This is a genomic window from Rhodanobacter sp. UC4443_H10, assembly GCF_052978325.1.
Map to the genome: position 1 here is coordinate 1,803,445 of NZ_CM129668.1, position 17,841 is coordinate 1,821,285.

Below are 17,841 nucleotides of genomic sequence, written 5' to 3' on the forward strand. Positions count from 1 at the left end.
GCAAGCATAGCCAAGAATAGAAAAAATTTATTGTGGACACGAAACAATCGAAGTAACTTAAATGGCACCAGCTGGGCTATCACGGTTTCCAATGGAGGAGCAAGAACAATCGCAATCGCGAGCACTGGAGATATTGATGAACTAATATCTTCTCGGGATGGCAGCCTAAGAACTTGCACAAGCACGACAGCTGCAATTAATTCGGCGACCAACATGCACATCGAGACGACGCATATATACATTGCTAAATCTCGACGAGTTGACCAAATTTTACATCTTACTAAGATGCGCATGCGCTACATGAAGCCCCATATACAAGTTAAAAAATGCAGAATCGCCAGCCTATTTCCGGGCTGGCGATTCGTTTCCCCTAGGATCAAGTTGCTACACTGCGGCCCCGCTGGTATACGCTGCAGAAATCGCAGCTGATCCCTCCGGACTGGCAGCGGCCATCTCTATTTCATGGGCTACGTAACCGACACCGTACCCAATCGCGTGACCTACCGCCAGAAAGAAACCAGCGCCATCTACAGCTTGAGCTTCAATTTGAGACAGCAACCTCATACCTTTCTCCTTTTGTATTGGATTGACTTTTCTGAAATTTCACTCGCTATCTCAGCGATTTTGTATCTTTTTCCCGTTATTTCCATGACCTCACTTGCTTTCTTTACCAGCTGCGTTCCACCCGTCTTCCAATCCGGTAACTAGTCCTTTGGAAAAATCCCACAGCTGCTCTCCTACGGCAAGCACAACCTTCACCGTTTCGACTACAACTCCTCCACCTGACACGGATGAAATTTCAGAAGCATCCAGAGCATTCATTTTATTTCTCCATTCTTATCGGAAATTCAACGCCGTCCCGATTTCGGCGAGGCCACGCCAGATCGCTCCAGCGTGGAATTCTTTTGTATCGCCCCGTCCCCCAACACCACAATGCGTCGCGCGCTGGCGACGGTTTCGGTGCGATGGGCGATCACGACACGCGTCATCTTGAGTCGGCTTACGACGACGTTGATCTGCCGCTCGCGTTCCACATCGAGGTGGCTGGTCGCCTCATCCAACACCAGCAGTTTCGGTCGCCGATACAGCGCCCTCGCCAATATCACTCGCTGCTTCTGCCCGCCCGACAAACTAGATCCCATATCCCCTACCAAGCTCTGATACGCCATCGGCATGGCCGCGATGTCGTCATGTATCGCCGCTAGCCGCGCAGCGGCCTCGATTCGCACGGCCGTGGCGTCCGGATCGAAGAAGCTGATGTTGTCCGAGATGGAGCCGGCGAACAGCTGGTCGTCCTGCATGACGGCGCCGATCCACTGGCGGTAGGTGTCCAGGCCCAGCTTGCGGATGTCGATGCCGCCGAAGCGAACTTCGCCTTCGGTAGGTTGCAGCAGGCCCAACACAATCTTGGCCAGGGTGCTTTTGCCGCAACCACTGGGGCCGACGATGGCCACCGATTCACCCGCGTCGATACGCAGGTTGCAGTCCTTGAGAATCCATGGCTCGCCTTCTGCGTAGCGGAAGCTGACATGGCGTAGTTCGATGCTGGCCTCTGGCATCGGGCCGCTCCACGCGGCATCGGCTGCCTTCTCCGGTGCCGTCAGCGCGATATCCGCCACGCGCTCGGCATGCAGCTTGAGCATGCTGAAGTCCACCCACTTGTCGATCAGTCCGGCCGCGCGGCTGGTGAACTGGTCGGCGTAGGCGATGAAGGCGATCAGCATGCCGGCGGAGAACTTGCCGTCGAGTGCCAGCACGGCGGCGATCCAGATCATTGCCACGCGTCCGATGCCGAACATCAGCTGGTTGCCGAGCGTGAAGGCGATGCCCAGGCGCTGGATGCCGATACTGCGGTTGGCGGTTTCCACCGTGGCGTTGGCGTAGCGACCCAGCCGCTCGTCCTGCTTGTTGGCCAGCTTGATCGGCATGGCGCCGCGGATGGATTCCAGCAGTTCGCTCTGCTGGCGAGCGCCGTAGACGATCTGCTCCTCGTTGGCCCGTCGCAGCGGATTGAAGAAGGCCCAGCGAAGCAGACCGTAGGCGGCGAACAGGCCGATGACCAGCGCGGTGAGCCCGAGGCTGTAGAACGCCATCACCACCAGGGTCACCAGCGACATCACGCCGTCCAGCAGGGAGCCGATGAACTGCGTGGTGAGCGTGCGTTGAATGGTCTGGATCGAACCGAAGCGCGACACCACATCACCCACGTGGCGTTTCTCAAACCAGTCCAGCGGCAAGTGCATCAAGTGCTTGAACAGGTTGCTGGCCCACTGCACGTTGAGCGTGGCACCCAACCAGGTGACCGCCCACGAACGCGCCGCCGTGATGATCGCCGAGAAGATCGCCACGCCGATGAAGCCCAGGCCGAGCAGGGTCAGCAGGTCGCGATCGGCGGAGACCAGCACCTGGTCGAGCACCCATTGCATGTAGAACGGGCCGACCAGCGCGAAGACCTCCAGCGCCAGCGCCAGCAGCAGGATCTGCCCCAGCGCGGGCAGCAGGCCGCGGACGGTGCCGGTCAACGCACGCAGGGACACCGCCTGGCGCTCGACGACCGGCGCAAAGTCGGCGGCCGGGCTCAGCTCCAACGCCACACCGGTGAAATGCTCGGATACCTCGCGCAGGCTCAGCTTGCGGATGCCACGTGCCGGGTCGTGGATCACCACGCTGCGCTTGCCCACGCGCTTGAGCACCACGAAGTGATTGAGGTCCCAGTGCAGCACGCACGGGGTCTTGAGTTGCGCCAGCTCTTCCAGCTCCAGTTTCAGCGGGCGGCAGGTGAGGCCGAGCTGGCCAGCCATCGCCATCACCCGCGCCAGGGTGGCGCCCTTGAGCGAAGTGGAGAAGCGCCGGCGCAGGCCGGCCAGGTCTACGTCGTGGCCGTGGAAGCGCGCGACCATCGCCAGGCAAGCCACGCCGCATTCGGCGGCCTCGGTCTGCAGCATCATCGGCAGCTCCCGGCGCCAGCCGAACTGCAGGGCGACACGATAGCCGCGCGAACGCTCCTTTGAGCGTGCCTGCTGGCCGCCATCAGCCACGCGCGGACCCTCCCGCCAGATGATGCGCCATGCCGTACAGCGGCTCGAACACCCACTCGATCAGGCGGCGGCGATCGATCAGGATGTCGGCCTCCAGCGCCATGCCGGGCCTGACTGGTTCGGGCTTGCCGTAGGCCAGCACGTGCTGGCTGTCCAGCGCCACCTGCACGCGATACATCGGCTGCGCGGTCTGCGGCCGCTCGCCGATGAGTGTCGCCACGTCGGCGGGGCTCAGCGCGCTGCGCGAGATGTCGGTGACGTGGCCGTACTGCTGGCCGAACTTCTGGTAGGCGAACGCCTGATAGCGCATCACCACGCGGCTGCCCGGCTCGATGAAGCCGATGGCGCGGCTGGGCACCAGCAACTGTGCCTGCATCAGCGAACCGGCCGGCAGGATCGACAACAGCGGCTGGCCGGCACTGACCATCTGCCCGGGCTTCAGCAGCACGGTGGAGACCACGCCAGCGCGCGGCGCATGCAAGACGATCGCGCGCTGCTGCTCGTTCTGCGCTATGGACTGGGTGAGCGCAGCCAACTGGCGCTCGGTGTCGTTGCGTTTGGTCGCCTCATCCAGCGGCAGCTGCGCCAGTTGCTGGTCGGCGCTGTCCAGTTGCTGGCGCGCCTCGAGTTGCTGGCGTCGCAACTGCTTGTACTGCGCCTGCGCATTGAGCACAGCAGTGGTCTGCTGCTGGATCTGCACCGCCGAGACGTAGCCCTTGACGCCGAGTGGCTTGATCCGCGCCAGCAACTGCTGGTTGCTGCTGACCTGCTGTTGCTGCAGCGCCAATTGCCCATCGATCTGCTTGAGCTGCGCTTGCAGAAGCACGACCTTGGCGCGCAGGGCATCCGCCTGCTGCGTGGCGAGTTGATTCTGGTTGGCGAGGTCGCTGCGCAGACGCGCGCGCTGGATGTCGAGTTGTTGCGCCACCAGGGTGTGGGTATCGCCGAGTGCCGTGCTGTCCTGCTTGCTGGACAGCTCAAGTAGCGCGTCGCCGGCCTCAACGTGTTGGCCGCCGCGAACAAGCAGGCGCGTCACCGTGCTCACGCCGGGTGCTGCGACCGTGAGCACGCCCCTGTTGGGCACCAGTTGGCCAGTGACGGTTTCGCGGCGGGTGTAATGACCGAGCAAGAGAAACAGCATGATCGCCGCGGCCAGGATCAGCGCCAGCGTGGTGAGCGCCCAACGAGACAGCGGCGTGGCGACGATGATCGAGCCCAGCCACTCACCGCGCTTCGCCTCGATGACTTCCTGTCGGAACAATCCCTGCGACAAACCCGATTCCCCGCTGGCTCGATGTGGCTCCCTGAAGCGTTCAGCGGGGCGCTTGTCGCACACCGCCTATTTCAGGATTCTCAGCTCGCCAGCATGTGTCCATAGGAAATTTTCTCAGTCGCGACGCATCGTAAAACCATGCGTGTGCAGGAAAAAAAGCCTGCTTTGCGCGCCATCCGTTGTGCCGACTGGAATGCGATGGATCGGCTGGGCGCCCAGGTGCAGCCGAACGCTCAGCGAATCAGCAGGAACTTTCGTTCAGCGTGCACGGGTTGCAAGGCGAATTTGCCAACATCGCCGCGGGAAATCTCCCTCGGCGAAGCCATTCCCGCGAGATGCTTTCAATCTACGGATTGACAACAGGGACATCTGCGGGACTGACGGCGCACCATCTCCCGACAATCGTGTCAGCGCATTTCGCCGCCCCGCCGGCGAAGCGGTGAGCACATGATCACCCAAGTCTCCTACTGCGGCCCGCCGCGGATCCACCGCCACGGCCATCGGCCCTGACCTGGCGCTGACCGGCGCCGGGCGACTCGATTGAGCCGGAGGCCCCGCATTGGTTAAGCTCCGCAGGCTCCACCGCCTGTTGCGCAGGCTCCGCCGGGGATTTTTTTGAGCGCCACCGCAGCCAACTCCAACAGCCGGTATCCGCTGTTCACCGCCATCGTGTTGGCCCTGCTGGCGGCGGCGCTGAACATCGCGCTGTGGTGGGGGGGCAACTACCCGCACGGGCCGGACGACTGGCACGGCAAGATCAGCGGCTTCGCGGTGTCGTTCTTCCAGCGCTACCAGAGCCCGTTCAAGCAGAGCTACCCCAGCGACGAGGAGCTCGGCGCCGACCTCAAGCTGCTGCACCGCTACACCGACCACATCCGCACCTACACCATGCAACAGAACCCGCAGGTGTACCGGCTGGCGCAGCAGCAGGGGCTGAAGGTGATGGCCGGCGCGGAGATCGACAAGCGGCTGGAGAACAACGAACGTGAGATCGAGCTGCTGATCGCCAAGGCGCGCGCCTACCCGGACACGATCACCCGCGTGATCGTGGGCAACGAGGTGCTGTTCCGCAACGACCTCACGCCGGAACAGATGATGGCCTACCTGGACCGCGTGCGCGCGGCGGTGCGCCAGCCCGTGTCGATCGCCGAGCCGGACTACATCTGGCTGAAGTACCCCGAGCTGGCGCAGCACGTGGACTACATCACCATCCACCTGTTTCCGTTCTGGAACGGCGTGGTGCGCCACAACGCAGTGGACGCGGCCTATGGCGCGTACGAGTCGATCGTGCAGCGATTCCCCGGCAAGCCGGTGGTGGTGGGCGAGATCGGCTGGCCGTCGAACGGCGACCGCCACGAATACGCCGACCCGTCGACCTCCAACGAGGCGATCTTCGTCCGCGACTGGATGAACCGGGCCAAGGCCGCGCACATCGAGTACTACCTGCTCGAAGCGTTCGACCAGCCGTGGAAGGAGAACCTCGGCGAAGGCCGCACCGGCGCGTACTGGGGCATCTTCAACGCCGACCGCCAACTGAAGTTCCCGCTGACCGGACCGGTGGTGGAAGACACCGCCTGGCCGTGGAAGGCGCTGGCGGCGAGCCTGCTGGCATTGCTGCCGATGATCCTGTTTGCACGCCGCTTCAGCCGCTTCAAGCTGGTCGGGCGGTTCTTCTTCTGCGCGCTGATCCAGCTCGCCTGCGGGCTGATCGTGTGGGCCGCCACGCTGCCGTTCAATTTCTACCTGAGCTGGGTCGACTGGACCATGCTCACGCTGCTGTTCCCGGCGCAGATCGCGATCCTGGCGATTCTGCTGATCAACGGCTTCGAGTTCACCGAGGTGCTGTGGCGGCCGAAGTGGATGCGCCACGCCGGCATGCTGAAGCCGGATCATCCGGACCAGCAGCCGTTCGTGTCGATCCACCTGGCCTGCTACAACGAGCCGCCGGAGATGGTGATCGTCACGCTCGACTCGCTGGCCGCGCTGGACTACCAGAACTACGAAGTGCTGGTGATCGACAACAACACCAAGGACCCGGCGGTGTGGGAGCCGGTGCAGGCGTACTGCGAAAAGCTCGGCAAGCGCTTCCGCTTCTTCCACCTGGCGCCGTGGCCAGGCTACAAGGCCGGCGCACTGAACTTCGGCCTGAAGGAAACCGCGCCCGAGGCCGACGTGGTGGCGGTGATCGACGCCGACTACGAGGTGCGCGCCGACTGGCTGTCCACGCTCACCGGCTACTTCCACGACCCCAAGGTCGCCGTGGTGCAGTGCCCGCAGGCGCACCGCGAGTTCGAGCAGAATACGTTCCGCCGCATGACCGCGTGGGAGTACGACGGTTTCTTCCGCATCGGCATGCACCACCGCAACGAGCGCAACGCGATCATCCAGCACGGCACCATGACGATGGTTCGGCGCAGCGCGCTGGAAGGCACCGGCGGCTGGTCGGAGTGGACCATCTGCGAGGATGCGGAATTGGGCCTGCGCCTGATGTATGCCGGTTACGACCTGGTCTACGTCGACGAACTGATGGGCAAGGGCCTGACCCCGGCCGACTTCAAGGCGTACAAGAGCCAGCGCTACCGCTGGGCCTTCGGCGCGATGCAGATCCTCAAGGGCCGCTGGCACTGGATGACGCAGAAGGGCCCGCTCTCGGCCGGCCAGCGCTTCCACTTCCTCACCGGCTGGTTCAGCTGGTTCGCCGACGCGCTGCATCTGATCTTCACCCTGATGGCGCTGTTCTGGACCGCCGGCATGGTCGCCTTTCCGCAGTACTTCAGCCTGCCGATGCAGCTGTTCCTGATCCCGGTGATCGGCTTCTTCTTCGCCAAGGCGATCTTCGGCATCGTGCTGTATCGCGCCCGCGTGCCCTGCAGCTGGCGCGACACGCTGATGGCCTCGCTGGCCAGCATGGGCCTCTCCCACGCGATCGCCCGCGGCATCCTGCACGGACTGACCCGCGAGAAGACCTCGTTCGTGGTCACCGCCAAGAGCCGCCGCCTGGGCGGCAGCAACTTCGCCGCGTTCGCGCCGGTGCGCGAGGAGTTGCTGATGGCGCTGGCGCTGATGCTGTGCATCGCCGGCATGGCCGAGGCGTTCGGCACGCGTTATATCGAGGGCACGTTGTGGATGATCATCCTCGCCGCGCAGTCGATCCCCTACGTGTCGGCGGTGACCGGTGCGTGGATCGCGCATCGATCGGGCGACAAGGCCGGTTGAAATCCAGCGTGACCCGCAGGCCCGGGCACCGAAGCCACCTGCCGGCATTCATGCGAGCCCTACGCCCATTTGGGTAAGCTGCGGCGACCTGTCATCCCGTCCAAGGACGCCCTTCGCGCATGCGCCGATGCCGCCGACGCCTGAGCCTGCTGTTGTTGCCGTTGCTTGCGCTGGCTTCGCTGGCGCACGCGAGCGTCGCGCTGCACGTGGACGGCGTGGAAGATCCGCTGAAGGCGGCGGTGATCGACCGCCTGGAGCTGTCGCAGTACGCCAAACGCGAGGTCACCGCCGCGCAGGCCGCGCGCCTGTACCAGCGCGTGCCGGAGCAGGTGCGCGCGGCGCTGCAGCCCTACGGCTACTACGACGCCAGCGTCACCGGCGAGCTCAGGCAGGTCGGTGCGGACTGGCGGGTGGACGTGCATGTGACGCCCGGCGAGCCGGTCAAGGTGGCCAAGGTCGAACTGCAGCTCGATGATGCCGCCGGCAGGATCGCGCCGATCCGCCGCGCGAGCCGCGCGATCGAGCGGCTCGCCGGCAAGACGCTGAACCACGAAGCCTACGAGGAGGCGCGCGACGCCATGAGCGCGCAGCTGACCGCCAACGGCTACCTCGACGCCCGCCTGCTCACCCACCGGGTGGAAGTGAACCGCGGCGAGCGGCGCGCGGTGGTCAAGCTGGGGTGGGAAGTCGGCCCGCGCTATCGCTACGGCCAGGTGCACTTCGAGGGTTCGCAGTTCAACGAGGGCTTTCTCGATCGCTACGTGCCGTTCCAGTCCGGCGACTATTTTTCGCAGGACCAGTTGCTGGCCTTGCAGCAGGCATTGAATGGCGCGGACTACTTTGCCGTGGTCAACGTGCTGCCCGACGTCGACGAGGCGCAGCACGGCGTCGTCGACGTCACCGTGCAGCTGGCGCCGGCCAAGCGCACGATCTACACCGGCGGCCCCTTCATCGGCACCGACACCGGCTTCGGCATGCGCGGCGGCATCGAACGGCGCTGGGTCAACCGGCGCGGGCACAAGTGGAAGAACGAGCTGGTGGTGGCGCAGCGGCTGAAAACGCTCTCGACCATGTACACCATCCCGCTGCCCGGCCCGGACCAGCGCAGCTACAACGTCGGCGCGAATTTCCGCGACGCCGACACCGACACCTCGCAATCGCGGACGCTGGAGCTGGTTGGCAACGAAACGCGCCAGTGGCACGGCTGGACGCGCACGCTGGGCTTGCATGCGCTGGCCGGCACCTTCACCGTGGGCAAGCACGGACGCGAACCGGACAACACGCCGGGCATCGAGCACGGCCGCAGCACCGAGGTGTTCGCCGAAGCCTCGCTGACCCGCAAGCAGGCCGACAACCCCGCCTTCGTGCACCGCGGCTGGTCGCTGACCCTGGCCGCGCGCAGCACCGCCGGCAGCCTGCTCTCCGACGCGAGCTTCAATCAGGTCAGCGCCGACGCCAAGTGGATCCGCGCGTTCGGAGCGAAGCAGCGCAACCGGCTGATCCTGCGCGGCAGCGCGGGCATCACCCGCACCGACGACTTCGCCGCGCTGCCGCCGCAACTGCGTTTCTTCGCCGGCGGCGACCGCTCCGTGCGCGGCTACGGCTACCAGTCGATCGGCCCGCGCAACAGCTACGACCGCGTCATCGGCGGGCGCAACCTGCTGGTGGCCAGCACCGAGGTGGAGCACTACTTCACCCGCAACTGGGGCATGGCCGCCTTCGTCGACGCCGGCAACGCCTACACCGGCACCGATTTCCGCCCGAAGATCGGCGCCGGCCTGGGCCTGCGCTGGCGCTCGCCGGTGGGCATGGTCCGGCTCGACCTCGGCACGCCGATCCACGATTCGGACCATCACGGCATCGAGTTGCACGTGGTGATCGGGCCAGATCTGTAAGCAGCCGGGATTCGGGAAAGGCTGAACTATTGACTATTGAACATGACGCTCACCACAAACACCTCACCCACCACCGCTCTCCCTGAGCGCAGGCCTGAAAGGCCGAAGTCGAAGGGCGCCCCGCGGAAGACTGTCCTTCGACTTCCTCGCTCCCCAAAGCAGCGGCCATCCATGGCCGCTCCCCGCGTGCGCTTCGCTACGCTCAGGGCGAACGGCAGTGAACATTCCATCCGCGTAAACGCCAAGCGGAGCAGGCTGACGGCATGAAGTGGATCAAGCGCATTGCCGTCGCCGCTGTCGCGCTGCTGCTGGTGGCGACGCTGGCGTCGTGGTGGCTGCTCGGCACCGCTCCGGGCCTGCGGTTCGCCCTGGCGCGTGCGCAATCCCTGAGTGGCGGAACGTTGCAGGTGCAGCAGGCGCAGGGGCGGCTGGCCGGGCCGCTGCAACTTTCCGGCGTGCGCTACGACGACGGCCACGGCACCGTGGTGGATCTGGCCACGGTGCGGCTGAACTTGCGCTTCTGGTCGCTGCTGGGCAAGCGCGTGCACCTGACCGCGCTCGACGTGGAGCGCGTCACGGTGGCGTTGCCCGCCGCCAGCACCGATGAAAGCGCAAGCTCCGGCAGCCTGTCGCTGCATCTGCCGGTGGAGCTGATCCTGGATCGCGTGCACGTCGGCCCGATCAAGGTGACGCAGGCGGGCAAGGACGTGTTTGCCGCCGATCGGCTCGACCTGGCCGGGCGCTGGACCGACCGCGGCATCGCGCTGCGCCAGCTCGCGCTGCGCGCACCGGACGGCCATGCCGATCTCGCCGGCGAGCTGGTCTTCGGCAAGAGTTATCAAGGCAACGGCACGCTGGGCTTTGCGTGGAAAGCCGGCGACACCGATGTCGCCGGCACGCTCTCGATCCACAGCGACGGCAGGCGGGCCACGCTGGATGGCGCGCTCACCGCACCGGCGCCGATGAAGCTGCACGCCGAACTCGCCCAGGCCGGCGAATTCGGCTGGAGCGGCACGCTCGAGGCGCCGCGTTTCGACCCCGCGCCGCTGCTCGGCGAAGGCTCGCTGCAATCGCTGGCGTTCTCGCTCGCGGGGCACGGCGACCGCCACGGCGGCACGCTCGAAGGCCAGCTCGACCTGAACCAGTACCGCGTGCTGCTGCAGCCGCTGCGCGCGCGGTTCGACCCCGACTACCACACGCTCACGCTCGAACGACTCCGGCTCGGCTCGCCGCACTTCAAGGGCAACGTGGAAGCGAGCGGCACCGTGCAGCTGGACGCCAAGCCGCTCGCCGCCAACCTGCAGATCGGCTGGACCGACCTGCAACTGCCGGCCGAGCTGGCTGGTCGGGAGTTGGCCAGCCACGGCCAGCTCAAGGCCACGGGCAGCGTCGACGCGTACCGCGTGCAAGGCAATCTCGCGCTGGGCCCGCCCGGCAAGCTGGCGCAGCTGGCGTTGGAACTGGACGGCACGCCGCAGCGCTTGCAGGTGCGCACGCTCGACCTGAAACAAGCCAAGGGCCGGCTCCAGGCGCACGGCGAGCTGACCTTGCAACCGGGGCTGGCGTGGCAGGCCGAGGTCCGCGCCGAGGCCTTCGATCCTGGCCAGTTGCTGGCGCACTGGGACGGCGCGCTCGATGCCGACATCGCCAGCCAGGGCCGGCGCACGGCCGACGGACTCGACGCCACGCTGGACATCCGCAAGCTCGCCGGCAACCTGCGCAAGCGCGCGGTCAGCGGCCACGGCAAGCTGCACCTGTCGCCGCAGCGGGTGCTGGACGGTCGGCTGGAACTGGCCTCCGGTCCCAGCTCGCTGCAACTGACCGCGCGGCCCGGCGCCAGCAACGACGCCGAACTGCAACTGGCGATCGCCTCGCTCGGCGACTGGCTGCCCGATGCCAGCGGCCGTCTGGACGGCCATTTGCGAATCCAGGGCAAGCTGCCGAAGCTCGGCATCAACGGCCAGCTGCACGGAGAGGCGTTGGCCTGGCAGCAGCAGCGCGCACGGCGCCTGCGCCTGATCGTGGGGCTGCCGGACATCAGCCGCGTGGCCGGCAAGCTGGACCTGCAACTGGATGACACTACCGTGCAGGGGCTGACATTCCAGGATATCCACGCGCTGGCCGAAGGCAGCGATTCCAACCATCGGCTCGAAGTGCAGGCGCGCGGCAGCCAGCTGTCCGGCACGCTCGACCTGCACGGCGCGCTCGCCGGTTCGCGCTGGAGCGGCACGCTGTCGACGCTGAATCTGGAACCCCAGGGCCTGCCGCCGTGGCGTCTGCAGCATGCCACCCAGCTCGGCTACGACGATGGCGCGATGCAGCTTGCCGACCTGTGCATCACCGCGGGCGACCCACTGCTGTGCGCCAGCGCGCGCCGCGACAAGGCCGGCAACCTCGACGCCAGCTATCGGCTGCAGGCCCTGCCGCTGGCGCTGCTGCTGAACGCCACCGGCGAAGCCGACCTGCCGCTGCGCGCCGACGGCGACATCGAGGGCAGCGGCAAGATCCACCGCAGCGCGGCCGGTGCGCTGAGCGGCCAGGCGTCGATCGGCTCGGCACACGGTGCGATCAGCTATACCGACGACGGACGCGCGCCGCTGCTGCGCTACGACCGCCTGCAGCTCGACGCCAATCTCGCGCCGCAGCGCCAGCAGATCGACCTGCATGCCGCGCTGAACGATGGCGGCCGCATCGACGGTCAGCTCGGCATCGCCGGCGCGCAACAGGCGCTGAGCGGCCAGCTGGAATTGCACGTGGGCAACCTCGCCTTCGTCGAGTTGCTCAGCCACGAACTGGCCAACGTGAAGGGCCGCGCCGACGGCCGCTTCCAGTTCGCCGGCAGCCTGGCGCAACCGCTGTTGACGGGCCAGGCCGAGCTGGGCGATTTCACCGCGGAGATTCCCGCCGCCGGGCTGACCCTCGCGCAGGGACAACTCCACGTGACCACGCTCGACGGACAGCAATTGCAGATCCGCGGCAGCGTGCAGTCGGGCAAGGGCAGTGTCGCGGTGGACGGCAGCGCCAGCCTCGACGGCGCCCTGCCCACGCGACTCACCATCAAGGGCAGCCAGTTCACCGCGGTGGACATCCCGGCGGCCAGCGTGGTGCTCTCGCCCGACCTGCTCGTGCAGCAAGGCGCCAACGGCATCGACATCACCGGCGCGGTGAGCCTCGACCGTGCACGGGTGAACGTGGACAAGCTGCCCGACGCCGGCGCCAGCGCCGCCTCGCCCGACGTGGTGGTGGTGGACGCCCGGCAGGCGCAGGGCGCCGCCAGCGGCACGCCGTTGAACGCGATGGTCAAGGTCAACCTGGGCGAGCAGACCCACGTCACCGGCATGGGCCTGGACGGCCGCCTCAGCGGCGTGCTGACGGTGATCGAAAAGCCTGGCCGCGCCACCATCGGCCAGGGCCAGATCGCGGTGAACGGCACCTACCGCGCGTACGGACAGGACCTGCAGATCCAGCGCGGCCAGCTGCTGTTCGCCAGCACGCCGATCGACAACCCCGGCCTGAACATCCGTGCGGTGCGCAAGCTCAACCCCAACGCCACCATCGACGAGGGCCAGGAAGTGGGCCTGTACGTCTCCGGCACCGCGCAGCGGCCGATCCTCACCGTGTTCTCCAACCCGGTGATGGAGCAGTCCGACGCGCTGTCGTACCTGATCACCGGCAAGCCGCTGTCCGAGGTCAAGGGTGGCGAAGGCAGCATGGTCAGCGCCGCGGCGCAGGCGCTGGGTTCGGCCGCGGGCGACCTGCTCGCCAAGCGGATCGGCTCGCAGCTGGGGCTGGACGACATCGGCGTGTCCAGCAACGAGGCGCTCGGCGGCAGTTCGGCGTTCACCGTCGGCAAGTATCTTTCGCCGCGGCTTTATCTCAGCTACGGCGTGGGCCTGTTCGAGCCGGGCGAGGTGATCACCCTGCGCTATCGGCTGAGCAAGCGCTGGAACCTGGAGGCGCAGCAGGCCACCGAGTTCAGCCGCGCCAGCCTCAACTACCGGCTCGAAAGATAGGGCCGCCGCGGCCGCCGACGGATTGCCGCGGCGGCAGACGGCCCTGGCCCGGCCCGCTAGAATGGCGGGTGCTGCGGCAATCACGTCCGCACCGTTTCGGAAAACCATGCGCCTCTACCTGCAATCCGTGCCCGGCAGTACCGACACGCCGCGCTATGTCCAGATCACGCTGGAGCAGGATCTGCTCGGCGGCTGGACGCTGTACCGCGAGTCGGGCACCCAGGGCGGGCGCGCCACCATGAAGCGCGAGCAGTTCCTGGAACGCGACGCGGCCATTGCCGCGTTCGAGAAGACCCGCGACGCGCAGCTCAAGCGCGGCTTCCGCCTGATGTTCGCCCAGGGCCAGGAAGGCCCGTACGGGCGCTGAAATCCCTCACCGTTGATTGCCATGCCCGATGCCCTGAACAACGACCGCTTCCTGCGCGCGCTGCGCCGCGAGCCCACCGACACCACGCCGATCTGGGTGATGCGCCAGGCCGGCCGCTACCTGCCCGAGTACCGCGCCACCCGCGAGCGCGCCGGCAGCTTCATGGGCCTGGCGCAGAACCCGGAATACGCCTGCGAAGTGACCCTGCAACCGCTGCGGCGTTTCGACCTCGACGCGGCGATCCTGTTTTCCGACATCCTCACCATTCCCGACGCGATGGGCCTCGGCCTCTCGTTTGCGCACGGCGAAGGCCCGCAGTTCGCGCGCCCCGTCCGCACCGCGGCGGACATCACCCGGCTCGCCGTGCCGGACATGGATGGCGAACTGCGCTACGTGATGGACGCGGTGCGGCTGATCCGCCGCGAACTGCACGGCCGCGTGCCGTTGATCGGTTTTTCCGGCAGCCCGTGGACGCTGGCCTGCTACATGGTCGAGGGCCACGGCTCGCGCGATTTCGCCACGCTCAAGACGCTGTGCTGGAACGAGCCGAAACTCGCCCACCAGCTGCTCGACACGCTGGCCCAGGCGGTGACCGCCTACCTGCTCGCCCAGGCCGCGGCCGGCGCGCAGGCGCTGATGATCTTCGACACCTGGGGCGGCCTGCTCGGCCCGGCGCCGTTCCGCGAGTTCTCGCTGCGCTACATGACGCGGATCGTGGCCGCGCTGAAAGAGCACGCCGCTTCGCGCGAACTGCCGGTGATCCTGTTCTCCAAGGGCGCCCATGGCCAGTTGGCGGCGCTGGCCGACAGCGGCTGCGCGGCGCTTGGCGTGGACTGGACGGTCGACCTGGCCGACGCGCGTGCCGCCGTGGCGGGCCGCGTGGCGCTGCAAGGCAACCTCGATCCGGCGATCCTACGCGCCAGCCCGGCGGTGATCCGCCGCGAGGCCCGCGCGGTGATGGACAGCTACGGCAACCACCCCGGCCACGTGTTCAACCTCGGCCACGGCATCACCCCGGAGGTCGATCCCGACCACGTCAAGGTGCTGGTGGACGAGGTGCACGCCTACGGGCGCACGCTGCGCGCCTGATCGAGGACCGGCCCGCGCGCGGCACTCAAGATCGGCGACGCGACGCCGATACCCCAGTGGCATGGACCCCGGTGCGAGCAGCCAGGCCGCGGCCTGCGGCAGGCCGAATGCCTCGCGGCCCGGCATGAGATGCGCGGCAGTCGCACATCCGCCCGCATCCCGCGTACCGTGTGCGTCATCGACCCAACGAGCAGCTGCATGAAGGCCATCGAACAACTGCGAATCAACGGCGGCCTGCCCAGCCCGAAGGGTGTGGCGCTGGCGATCATGCAGATCAGTCGCCGCGACGACGCGACGCTGGAGGAAATCAGCCGCCTGGTGCAGAGCGACCCGGTCACCAGCGGGCGCCTGCTGCACATGGCCAACGCCGCCAGCATCGGCGGCCGCCCGCTGGCCAGCATCCCCGAGGCGATCATTCGCCTCGGCCTGGCCGCCGTGCGCCAGCTGGCGATGGGTTTCTCGCTGGTCGACCAGTACCGCAGCGGCGCCTGCAAGAGCTTCGACTACCCGCGCTTCTGGTCGCACTCGCTGCTGATGGCGGTGGCCATGCAGGAACTGGGCAAGCGGGTGCGGCTCGCGTCGCCGGATGAACTGTTCGCCTGTGGCCTGCTCGCCCGCATCGGGCAGCTGGCGCTGGCCACGCTGTACCCCGAGGAATACGCGCAGCTGCTGCAACGCGGCGGAGAGACCACGGTGGAGGCGGAGCGGCAACTGCTGCACGTCGACCACAACGAACTCACCGCGGTGATCCTCGAAGACTGCGGCATCCCGCGGGCACTGGCCGAGCCGGTGTTCTTCCACGAAAACGTCGAGTCGGCCAGCTTCGCCGAGGGCTCGCGTCCGTACCAGCTCACCCGGCTGTTCCACCTGGCCAGGCGGCTGGCCGACCTGAGCCTGGCGCCGGACGAGCAGCGTACCCAGCACATCGGCGAGCTGATGCTGCTGGGCGGCAGGATCGGCCTGGACGCCGGCGAACTCGGCATCCTGCTCGACCAGGTGCATGCGCAATGGCACGACTGGAGCGCGGTGCTGCAGGTTCCCGACGACAACGTGTCGGCCTTCACCGACCTGGTCGCCACCCCGGCCGCCGCCGCTGACAACGCGCCCGCCGTGGAGGTCTCGCGCGTGCTGTGGGTGGCCAGCGCGGCGCCGGTGCGCGCGATGCTGGCGGAGATCCTCGGCGGCATGCCCGATCAGGTGGTGCACTCGGCCGGAAGCGGCGAGGAAGGCCTCGCGCTGGCCGTGCAGCTGATGCCGCAGGTGGTGATCGCCGACTCGCGCATGCCCGGGCTGGACGGCTGGGCGCTGTGCCGCGCGCTGCGCGCCACGCCGTGGGGCCAGTCGATCTACCTGATCGTGCTGGCCAGCGTGACGTCCGAAACCGAGATCCGCCTGGCCACCGAGGCGCAGATCAACGATTGCGTGAGCCCGGCCCAGGCCGCCCGCATGTTGCCGTTGCGGATGGGCGCGGCGCGCCAGTACGTGAAGCTGCTCAACCAGTGGGAGCACGACCGCGCGCAGCTCAAGCGGTTCTCCGCCGAACTGGCGATGAGCAACCGCAAGCTGCAGCACTACGCCCTGATCGACCAGCTCACCGGCCTGCAGAACCGGCGCGCGGGGATGGAGTCGCTGGCCCAGGCGTGGAGCATGGCCGAACGCTCCGGCGATCCGGTGACGATGATGATGATCGACATCGACCGCTTCAAGGAGGTCAACGACACCCACGGCCACGCGGTAGGCGACCAGGTGCTGCTCGAAGTGGCCCGCACCATCCGCCGCTCCGCGCGCAAGGAGGACGCCGTGTGCCGCATGGGCGGCGAGGAGTTCCTGGTGATCTGCCGCAATGCCGACTTGTCCTCCTCATTGCACGCGGCCGAGCGCCTGCGCAAGGCGGTGGCCGGCCTGCGGGTGGCCGTCGAGGACCAGCAACTGGGCGTGACGATCAGTATCGGCCTGGCCGCGCGCGAGGACGGCATGGCCGACCCCGGCGCCCTGGTCAACGCCGCCGACAAGGCGCTTTACGCGGCCAAGAAGAAGGGTCGCAACCGCACCTGCCGCTACGAGGACGGCAAGCTTTACCTGGAAGGCTGAGCGCGACGCCTCAGGGCGTGCCGGCGAACGCGTGATCCAGCCAGTCGTGCATCAGCCGGTAGCTGCGCGCCGCGGCCGCGGCGTCGTAGCGGCAGCCGGGCGAGTTCTCGCCGACCTCGGTGAAGCAGTGCACCGCGTGGCCGAGCACCACGAACTGCCAATCGGCGGGGCTCATGCGCATCTCGTCCATGAACTTGCCTGCGTCCGGCATGGTGCCCTTGTCGTCGGCGCCGTTCATCGCCAGCACGCGCGCCTTGATGTGTTTGGCCAGCATCGGATCGTCGGTGGCCAGCCCGCCGTGGAACGACACCACCGCCGCCACGTCGGCGCCGCTGCGCGCCAGGTCGAGCACCGCCGAGCCGCCGAAACAGAAACCGATCGCCGCCAGCTTCGCGGGATCGAGCGGCGCGCCGGCGACCTGCGCCTTCAATTGCTCCAGCGCCACGCCGATCCGCTTGCGCATCAGCGCGCGATCGCCGTACAGCGGCTTCACCGCGGCCTGCGCCTGCGCATTCGTGGTCGGGCGCACGTCTGCACCGTACATGTCGGTGAGCAGGATCACGTAATCCTTGCCGGCGATCATCTCGGCCTTCTTCACGGCCGCGTCGTTCACGCCGTACCAGTTCGGCACCATCACCAGGCCGGGGCGTTTGACCAGCGTGGCGTCGTCGTAGACCAGCACGCTGTGGAAACGGGTGCCGTCCTGCGTCCATTCGACCGGGCGATGCACCATCTTCGCCTGGACGGCGAGGCTTGATCCGGCAAGCAACAGCAGACAGCAGAGTCGGGCGATGCGCATGGTCGATCCTCCGGTGGCGTTACGCTGCCCTCCCCTGCGCGTTCCCGAGGAACCTCCTTC

Annotated in this window: 10 protein-coding genes; 6 read left to right on the forward strand and 4 right to left on the reverse strand. The window is 67.1% G+C overall.

Annotated elements, in window-relative coordinates; translation table 11 throughout:
• Positions 1-654: 654 nt before the first annotated feature.
• Genes ACVCMB_RS08535 through ACVCMB_RS08545 form a run of 3 tightly spaced genes read right to left on the reverse strand, consistent with a single transcriptional unit; the run spans position 655 to position 4,311 of the window.
• Complete coding sequence (locus ACVCMB_RS08535) at positions 655-822, reverse strand: hypothetical protein (protein WP_447106655.1); 168 nt, start codon at positions 820-822, stop codon at positions 655-657.
• 26 nt (positions 823-848) lie between these two features.
• Positions 849-3,038, reverse strand: coding sequence for a peptidase domain-containing ABC transporter (locus ACVCMB_RS08540; RefSeq protein WP_447106656.1), 2,190 nt, complete (start codon positions 3,036-3,038; stop codon positions 849-851).
• Complete coding sequence (locus tag ACVCMB_RS08545) at positions 3,031-4,311, reverse strand: HlyD family secretion protein (protein WP_447106657.1); 1,281 nt, start codon at positions 4,309-4,311, stop codon at positions 3,031-3,033. The genes ACVCMB_RS08540 and ACVCMB_RS08545 overlap by 8 nt, the downstream gene beginning before the upstream one ends.
• Positions 4,312-4,926: 615 nt before the next feature.
• Here ACVCMB_RS08545 and ACVCMB_RS08550 point away from each other — a divergent pair.
• The 6 genes from ACVCMB_RS08550 (at position 4,927) to ACVCMB_RS08575 (ending at position 16,982) form a co-directional block, all read left to right on the forward strand.
• Complete coding sequence (locus ACVCMB_RS08550; protein ID WP_447106658.1) at positions 4,927-7,527, forward strand: glycosyltransferase family 2 protein; 2,601 nt, start codon at positions 4,927-4,929, stop codon at positions 7,525-7,527.
• A gap of 119 nt (positions 7,528-7,646) precedes the next feature.
• Complete coding sequence (locus tag ACVCMB_RS08555) at positions 7,647-9,422, forward strand: autotransporter assembly complex protein TamA (RefSeq protein ID WP_447106659.1); 1,776 nt, start codon at positions 7,647-7,649, stop codon at positions 9,420-9,422.
• Between the two features lie 263 nt (positions 9,423-9,685).
• Positions 9,686-13,435 carry a translocation/assembly module TamB domain-containing protein gene (locus ACVCMB_RS08560; protein ID WP_447106660.1) on the forward strand — a complete coding sequence of 1,250 codons (3,750 nt, stop codon included), beginning with the start codon at positions 9,686-9,688 and terminating at the stop codon, positions 13,433-13,435.
• A gap of 106 nt (positions 13,436-13,541) precedes the next feature.
• Positions 13,542-13,802, forward strand: coding sequence for a WGR domain-containing protein (locus ACVCMB_RS08565; RefSeq protein ID WP_395120076.1), 261 nt, complete (start codon positions 13,542-13,544; stop codon positions 13,800-13,802).
• 21 nt (positions 13,803-13,823) lie between these two features.
• On the forward strand, positions 13,824-14,891 hold the full coding sequence (gene hemE / locus ACVCMB_RS08570; protein ID WP_447106661.1) for a uroporphyrinogen decarboxylase: 1,068 nt from the start codon (positions 13,824-13,826) through the stop codon (positions 14,889-14,891).
• Between the two features lie 198 nt (positions 14,892-15,089).
• Complete coding sequence (locus ACVCMB_RS08575) at positions 15,090-16,982, forward strand: GGDEF domain-containing response regulator (protein WP_447106662.1); 1,893 nt, start codon at positions 15,090-15,092, stop codon at positions 16,980-16,982.
• 10 nt (positions 16,983-16,992) lie between these two features.
• Here the strand turns inward: ACVCMB_RS08575 and ACVCMB_RS08580 are convergent, their stop codons facing one another.
• Complete coding sequence (locus tag ACVCMB_RS08580; protein WP_395120079.1) at positions 16,993-17,781, reverse strand: dienelactone hydrolase family protein; 789 nt, start codon at positions 17,779-17,781, stop codon at positions 16,993-16,995.
• Between the last annotated feature and the right edge of the window lie 60 nt (positions 17,782-17,841).